Source organism: Streptococcus sp. CCH8-H5 (assembly GCF_001556505.1).
GTDB lineage: Bacteria > Bacillota > Bacilli > Lactobacillales > Streptococcaceae > Streptococcus.
Genome location: NZ_LSIZ01000106.1, coordinates 1 through 3,482, shown reverse-complemented (window position 1 = coordinate 3,482; position 3,482 = coordinate 1). Strand labels below are relative to the sequence as shown.

Genomic DNA, 3,482 nt, shown 5'->3' with positions numbered 1-3,482 from the left:
TTTGGCAACTGCAACAGGTCTCGCCTTTCTTGCTAAACGTAAGAAAGATGAAGAAGAAAGTGAAGACTTCTAAGTCTTAGTAAGTTTAATCATTATCTTCTAGCGAGATAATCAAATATCCCCTATCGATTAGAGTGATTTCCTAATTGGTAGGGGATTTTTTTTAGTTTGATATTCTAAAAATACAAATAGTTTTAATAAGTCTTAGGGTTACCATTATTATCGTATTTTTAGGGGGATGAAAGAAGTGATTAATTGCTAGAAAGCAATCTTGAAATGAGATTTTTTGCTTAATTTTATGATAAAATTTAAAGGAGTGTTTTAATCAAAAATAAATGGAGTATATATGTTCTTTAGAAGGAATGAAGGTCAATATCGTGAAACCGATCGTGTGACACGCTTTAAATTGGTTAAGTCAGGGAAGCACTGGCTTCGTGCGGCGACGTCGAATTTTGGTCTTTTCAAGGTGCTTAGAGGAGGCGTGGATACACCGTCTGTTGCTGGCCATCAGGTAGAGGTGGATGCACCTGCTTTTTCAGGTCAGACAGTGCTTAAGGGAGTGCTTGCAACGGGGGCCTTGTTAGGTGGTTCTGTTGCGACTCAAGTAGCTCATGCAGATGAAATGACTAATCAGCCGATTTTGGAAAGTGAAGCAGGAGCTAAGACTGATCTTTTGGCTGCATCTGATTCCGTTGTTCTTGGAAATATGGAGTCTGTGTCCAGTGTTCAAGAGAGTCAAGTAAATAGTCAAGAGTCATCAGAAACTGCGTCAAGTCAGACTTCGGAGGCTTCTTTGAGTGAGTCTTTATCACGTAGCCAATCGGTGTCTGCTTCTGAATTAGCTTCAAGATCGACATCCTTGTCATTGAGTGCCTCGCTTTCTGCTTCCTTGTCAGCTTCATTAACTTCTAAGTCGGAATCAGTAAGTCAGACGGATTCTTCTTCACATAGTCTGTCAGAGAGCGCAGCTGAAAAATCATCAGAGCATAGTGCAAGTGCATCTGTTCAGTCAGTTAGCAAGAGTGATAGTGGTAGCGACTCTAAAGTAGGGCTATCCCTTGTCAGCTCAGAGTCAACTTTGTTAAACACATCCTTGACATCTGAAGTGCAAACGAATCGCCAATTATCTGATACGGCGACTGGGCTACTAGCTGCCTCGGTTGTGGCTGATGCTGAGCGTTTAGAACAAGAAAAGCGTCTCAAAGATTTAGCCTTAGACATTTATACCTATAAAGCTCAAGCTGTTGATTTGCCAAATACGGAGGTTGCTATTCTCAAGGGAGATAAAGCCTTGGATGCCATTCGTGTCAGTCTGGCTGATCGTGATAGCGATGTGTCTCCTACGATAACTCAGGCTCGTCAGGCTAGAAATAGTCTTGCCAATGCGGTGCTTCGTGCGACATCTGGTCAGCGTGATCCTCGTAATGGTTCTCGCATTGATGCTGATAGCAACCTCCGTGCACCCCAGTATAATTTAGGTCTGGCTAACAATGCCTTGATTTCTGTTTATAACTCTGACTACATCAATCAAGCTTATAATGTTGTTGAAACCATTCCTACACGAAATAGTATTAAAAGCATTGGCTACGCTTCTGGTAGTGATCGAGTGAATGGCATCAACGTGCCTCAGACCTCTGCATTGAAAAATAGTGCAGTCGCCTTTAATATTGTGGGGACTGTTGGGCAGACAGAGGTCGTAACGCCTGGGAAAATTTATAATGTTTCTTTTGTAGTGACTAATACGGCTAGGCAGTCAGTGACACGTACGCTTCGTATTCAGGTTTTGCCACAAAATGATGGCATTCGTAATCCGATTACGGCGGTGACAACGGGGACTTATGTTAATGACACAAGTAATCTCGCTCAAGCCGAAAAAGATAAGGTTTGGGAAGCGTTTAAGGCTACTAATCCAAATATTGCCACTTCAAAGGATTTTAAATCTTATTCCGTTTCATCATCTGGTGTGGTAACCATTACTTATAAAGATAACACCACTAATGATGTGACGGCTCCAGTGAAGCGACTAGCAGCACCAACCGTTGAAACGAGATTATTGGACAAGGCTTACACACAGACGCCTGTAACGGTGACGGGAGCTGAGCCAGGTTCCACAGTCGTTCTATATAATAATGACGACGAAGTGGGAACAGCTGTGGCAGATGCTTCGGGTCAAGCGATTGTGACGCCGACTGTTAAGTTACAAACAGGTGGTGTAACAGCCAAAGCTCGCATCATGTATGGTGATTATGCGGTGTATTCCGATGCTAGCAATTCCGTGGCTGTAACGGACGGAACGCGTCCTGAAGTGACGGCCAAGTTGACTGTTGATGGTGTGGAACCTAAGTCAACGCCTCTCGAAGGCGGTGGGAAAAACTATACCCTCTATGCTGGTGATGATGCTGTTTTGACTTTCACAGCTACAGATGACAGTGGCAAGCTTAAAGAAATGAAAGTTGTTGCAAGAGCCGATTTGAATGACAATGCCTTGAACGGCAATTTCTTTGGTAGTAGCCAGTACGGAACTGGTAATATTGCACCGATTACGGGAGATATCACAGCTACGACTGATAATCCTGCAACCATCACAACGACCATTCATTTGAAGGATGACCTTTATCATTCTTTCCGAAACACATGGCAACGTAATGTTGCTGCTATTGACAATGCGTCAAATATGAACCGTCCAAATGGTTTGGGTGAGATTCGTATTACTCAGGGTCGCTTGTCAGATCGTACACCGGGTGTGGCGCCGACAAGCACTATTCAGGTGACCAGCCTGACTGCCTTAACAGATGCAGATAAGAGTAAGATTATTGAGGCTGTATCTGCCTTGAATCCAGAGGTCGCTAACCGTATTAAGTCTTATACGGTTAATAGTGATGGTACGGTAACGATTACTTATAAAGATAGTACGACCAATGTTGTGACGGTGAAATTGTCGGATAGTGATTACAGCCAGTCAGTGTCGCAAAGTGCCAGTCAGTCTAAGCAGGAATCTATTTCTCAAAGTCGAAGTGAGTCTGTTAAGCAATCTGCATCGACTAGCCTTTCATTGAGCACGGTAGCCTCAAAAAGTGTTTCAAGTTCTTTGAGTGAATCTTTGAAGACCAGCCAATCTCGAAGTCAATCTGCTTCAACAAGTGCGTCTTTGAGTACTGTGAAGTCAGCGAGTGTCTCAAGTTCTTTGAGTGAGTCCTTGAAGATGAGTCAATCTCGAAGTCAATCTGCATCAACAAGTGCGTCTTTGAGTACTGTGAAGTCAGCGAGCGTTTCAAACTCCTTGAGTGAGTCTTTGAAGACGAGCGTTTCACAAAGTGAATCCGCTTCAACAAGTGCGTCTTTGAGTACTGTGAAGTCAGCGAGTGTCTCAAGTTCCTTGAGTGAGTCTTTGAAGACGAGCGTCTCACAAAGTCAATCTGCTTCAACAAGTGCGTCTTTGAGTGCTGAGAAATCGGCGAGCGTTTCAAGTTCATTAAGTGAGT

General features: G+C 43.4%; 1 protein-coding gene. It reads left to right on the top strand.

Annotated features, from left to right (window positions below):
* Positions 1 to 346: 346 nt before the first annotated feature.
* Positions 347 to 3,482 (top strand): accessory Sec-dependent serine-rich glycoprotein adhesin (locus AX663_RS06285; RefSeq protein ID WP_156430773.1); only part of this gene is annotated, 3,136 nt, incomplete at its 3' end.